This is a genomic window from Pseudolysinimonas sp. (assembly GCF_031389465.1).
Classification (GTDB): Bacteria; Actinomycetota; Actinomycetes; order Actinomycetales; family Microbacteriaceae; genus Pseudolysinimonas_A.
In genome coordinates, this window is record NZ_JANMSQ010000098.1 from 1 (window position 1) to 3,119 (window position 3,119).

General features: G+C 68.8%; 5 protein-coding genes. 3 read left to right on the plus strand and 2 right to left on the minus strand.

What is annotated here, in order from left to right; genetic code table 11:
- The 3 genes from RMO30_RS03945 to RMO30_RS03955 all read left to right on the plus strand — a co-directional run.
- The coding region (locus tag RMO30_RS03945) for an ATP-dependent 6-phosphofructokinase (protein WP_309709789.1) at positions 1 to 922 on the plus strand (922 nt) is incomplete at its 5' end.
- A 23-nt stretch (positions 923 to 945) separates the two neighbouring features.
- The gene (locus tag RMO30_RS03950) at positions 946 to 1,692 is read left to right on the plus strand and encodes a hypothetical protein (protein WP_309709792.1); all 747 of its coding nucleotides are present in this window, start codon (positions 946 to 948) and stop codon (positions 1,690 to 1,692) included.
- Between the two features lie 31 nt (positions 1,693 to 1,723).
- Positions 1,724 to 2,128 (plus strand): DUF1304 domain-containing protein, encoded by a 405-nt coding sequence (locus RMO30_RS03955; protein ID WP_309709795.1) that lies wholly within the window; start codon positions 1,724 to 1,726, stop codon positions 2,126 to 2,128.
- Positions 2,129 to 2,142: 14 nt separating this feature from the next.
- Here the strand turns inward: RMO30_RS03955 and RMO30_RS03960 are convergent, their stop codons facing one another.
- A complete protein-coding gene (locus tag RMO30_RS03960) occupies positions 2,143 to 2,898 on the minus strand; it encodes a uroporphyrinogen-III synthase (protein WP_309709797.1) in 756 nt (251 codons plus the stop codon).
- Between the two features lie 41 nt (positions 2,899 to 2,939).
- Positions 2,940 to 3,119: DUF3618 domain-containing protein (locus RMO30_RS03965; protein WP_309709800.1), on the minus strand; the 180-nt coding region annotated here is incomplete at its 5' end.

Consider the following 3,119-nt stretch of genomic DNA (forward strand, 5'->3'; position numbering starts at 1 on the left):
CGTCGGCTACCGCTGGGGCTGGAAGGGCCTCGTCGAGAACGACGTGGTACCACTCGGTCGCCCGCAGGTGATGGGCATCTCGAAGCAGGGCGGCACCATCCTCGGCTCGTCCCGCACCAACCCCTTCGACTTCGGCGGGGCCGAGCGCGACGCCGAGGTGATGGCGGAGGGCGGCGTCGACTCGCTCATCGCGATCGGCGGGGAGGGCACGCTCGCCGCGGCGCAACGACTCGCGGAGGCCGGCATCCGCATCGTCGGGGTGCCGAAGACGATCGACAACGACCTGTCGGCGACCGACTACACGTTCGGCTTCGACACCGCGGTTCAGATCGCGACCGACGCGATGGACCGGTTGCGCACGACGGGCGACTCGCACGGTCGCTGCATGGTCGCCGAAGTGATGGGCCGGCATGTCGGATGGATCGCCTTGCACTCCGGGATGGCGGCAGGTGCGCACGCCATCCTCATCCCCGAGCAGATGACGACCATCGACCAGATCATCGCGTGGGTAGAAAGCGCCCGCGACCGCGGTCGGGCGCCGTTGATCGCCGTCGCCGAGGGCTTCAAACTCGACTCGATGGACGACGCGCACTCCGAGCGCGGCCTCGACGCGTTCGGCCGTCCTCGCCTCGGCGGCATCGGGGAGCTCCTCGCCCCGCTCATCGAGGACCGCACCGGCATCGAGACGCGCGCCACGACCCTCGGTCACATCCAACGCGGAGGCACGCCGAGCGCGTACGACCGCGTTCTTGCCACCCGCTTCGGGATGGCCGCGATCGACATGATCCTGCACGAGCACTGGGGAAAGATGGTGGCGCTGCGCGGCACGGAGATGGTCGAGGTGCCGTTTTCCGACGCGCTCGGGCAGCTCAAGACCGTGCCGCAGGATCGCTACGACGAGGCCCGCGTTCTCTTCGGTTGACGCTGCCTGGCATACTCACCGCCATGGACGACATCCAGGCGCTCATCCGAACGGTGAATCTCGAACTCAGCCCGGTCTTCGAGGAGCGACTGCGCGCGCTGCTCGCCGACAAGGACAGGGAGTGGCTGGTCGACCAGGTGGTGCGGCTCAGCCTGGACGCTCACAGCTTGCGCGAGATCGACCGCCGCAGCGAGCGGGAAGCCAAGGCCCGGGCGCGCGCCGCACGGCTGGAACGCGTCACGACGCTCCACCTGGATGGGGCCGCGGTTGCGGAGTTCGTCGCCGCTCACGCGTCGACCACGCGCGACTCGCTCCTGGCATCCGGGCACCTGCGTGCCGACGCCCCGGCTAAGGGGACCGTGCTGCTCACCGCCGAGCACCGCTCGCCGGCAGGCGAGGAACTGCTCGCGCACGCGAAGGACGTGTTGTTCGCCCTGCTCTTCGGCGACGACTCGACGCTGACCAGACTCGATCGGGTGCAGCAGGAGCTGCTCACCTTTGCCCTCCCGGTGGCGAAGGCGGGTGCCCTCGACTTCATGCGGGCATCGACCGAGATCACCGCTTCGGGCACCTGGCAGGACCCCGAAAGCGTCTCGAATGACGAACGCGCCGCGAACACCCTGCTCGAGGTGCAGTACGGCGACACCGCTGACGAGGCGGTCGGGCACGGGGTCATCGCGGCCCTCGGCCTGATCAACAACCTCGAGGTGAACGAGCAGGTGCTCTACGCGCGCATGATCAACGTCGAGCAGACGACGCTGATCTCGTGACCAGGCGGGCCGCGCGTGTCACACTGACCGGATGAACGCAACGTTCGCGATCATCGGATCAGTCTTCGTCTTCGTCGCCGCCGTGATCCACCTGTGGATCTTCGCCCTCGAGAGCGTGCTCTGGAGCCGGCCCTCCACGTGGAAGCAATTCGGGGTGCGCGACGAGCGCGACGCCGAGGTGCTTCGACCGATGGCGTACAACCAGGGCTTCTACAACGTGTTCCTCGCGCTCGGAGCCGGGCTCGGGCTCGTGCTGCTCGGCACGGGGTTCTCGTGGGAAGGCGGGATCGCGATCGCGATGTTCGCCCTCGCCAGCATGGTGCTCGCGGCCGTCGTACTCGTCACGTCGAACCCGAAGATGCTGCGGGCGGCCCTCATCCAGGGTGCCGCTCCGTTGCTCGGGCTGGTGTTCCTGATTCTCTCGCTGGTCGCCTGACCGGCGGACCGCCGCTAGCCGGTGACGTAGTCCACGAGTGCCGCGATGAGCGCGTCGGAGGTGCGTTCCTCTGCGATCGCGTGCACGGCCAGCCCGGCCGCGCGGGTGTCGAACGCGGTTCGCGGGCCGATGCAGACGAGCACAGTACCTTCCGGCAGCGGCGTGAGCTGGGCGGCCACCTGGCGGGCCACGCTTCCCGAGGTGATGAGCAACGCGCCGATCCTGCCGCTGGCAACGTCGGCTGCGACATCGGGCGACACCGGAACGCCGACGGTTCGATAGGCGGTCACGTACTCCGCCGAGAATCCCAGCTTCGTCAGCCCGGCCACGAGAGTCGGCTCGGCGATGTCGGACTGCGGCACCAGCACTCGCCCCCGGATGTCGCTCGCGGGCCACTCCTTGACCAGCCCGCGGGCGGAGTTGTCGGAGGTGGGCACGAAGTCGACCCGGTATCCGGCGAGCGTGAGAGCCGCGGCAGTCGTTTCCCCGACGGCTGCGACCCGCGTCTCGTCGGGAATTCGGGTGCCTTGGCTGACCAGCACATCGACTGTCGTCGCGCTGGTCAGCACGATCCAGTCGAACTGCCCATCCTGCAGCTCATGCAGGGCGTTGGCGAGCGCGGCTGGGTCTTCGGCGCTCGCAAAGTTGAGCATCGGCGCGACAACCGGGACGCCGCCGAACTCGCGTACGCGCGCCGCCACACGATCACCCCAACTGCCGCCCCTGGGTACGAGGACACGCCACGACGCGAGCGGGCGAGCGGTGGTCATCCCCCCATTCTCGCTCGCTGCGACGTGCGCGGTGCGGTCAGTCAGTCGTCGTCGTCGCTGAAGATCGCCCAGGCCACGAGACCTACCGCGACGACCGCGACGGCCACCCCGCCGATGATCCACGGAATGGGGTTCTTCTCGTACGCGGCAACGGCCTTCGAGCTGAGCTCGCTGACCCGCTTCGGCACGTTGAGGCGATCCTCGAGCGCGTCGAGGGTCGC

Excerpts from the sequence above, each read along its gene's own strand:
- RMO30_RS03955 (WP_309709795.1), top strand. The coding sequence starts at position 1,724 with ATGAACGCAACGTTCGCGATCATCGGATCAGTCTTCGTCTTCGTCGCC.
- RMO30_RS03960 (WP_309709797.1), bottom strand. The coding sequence starts at position 2,898 with ATGACCACCGCTCGCCCGCTCGCGTCGTGGCGTGTCCTCGTACCCAGG.
- RMO30_RS03950 (WP_309709792.1), top strand. The coding sequence starts at position 946 with ATGGACGACATCCAGGCGCTCATCCGAACGGTGAATCTCGAACTCAGC.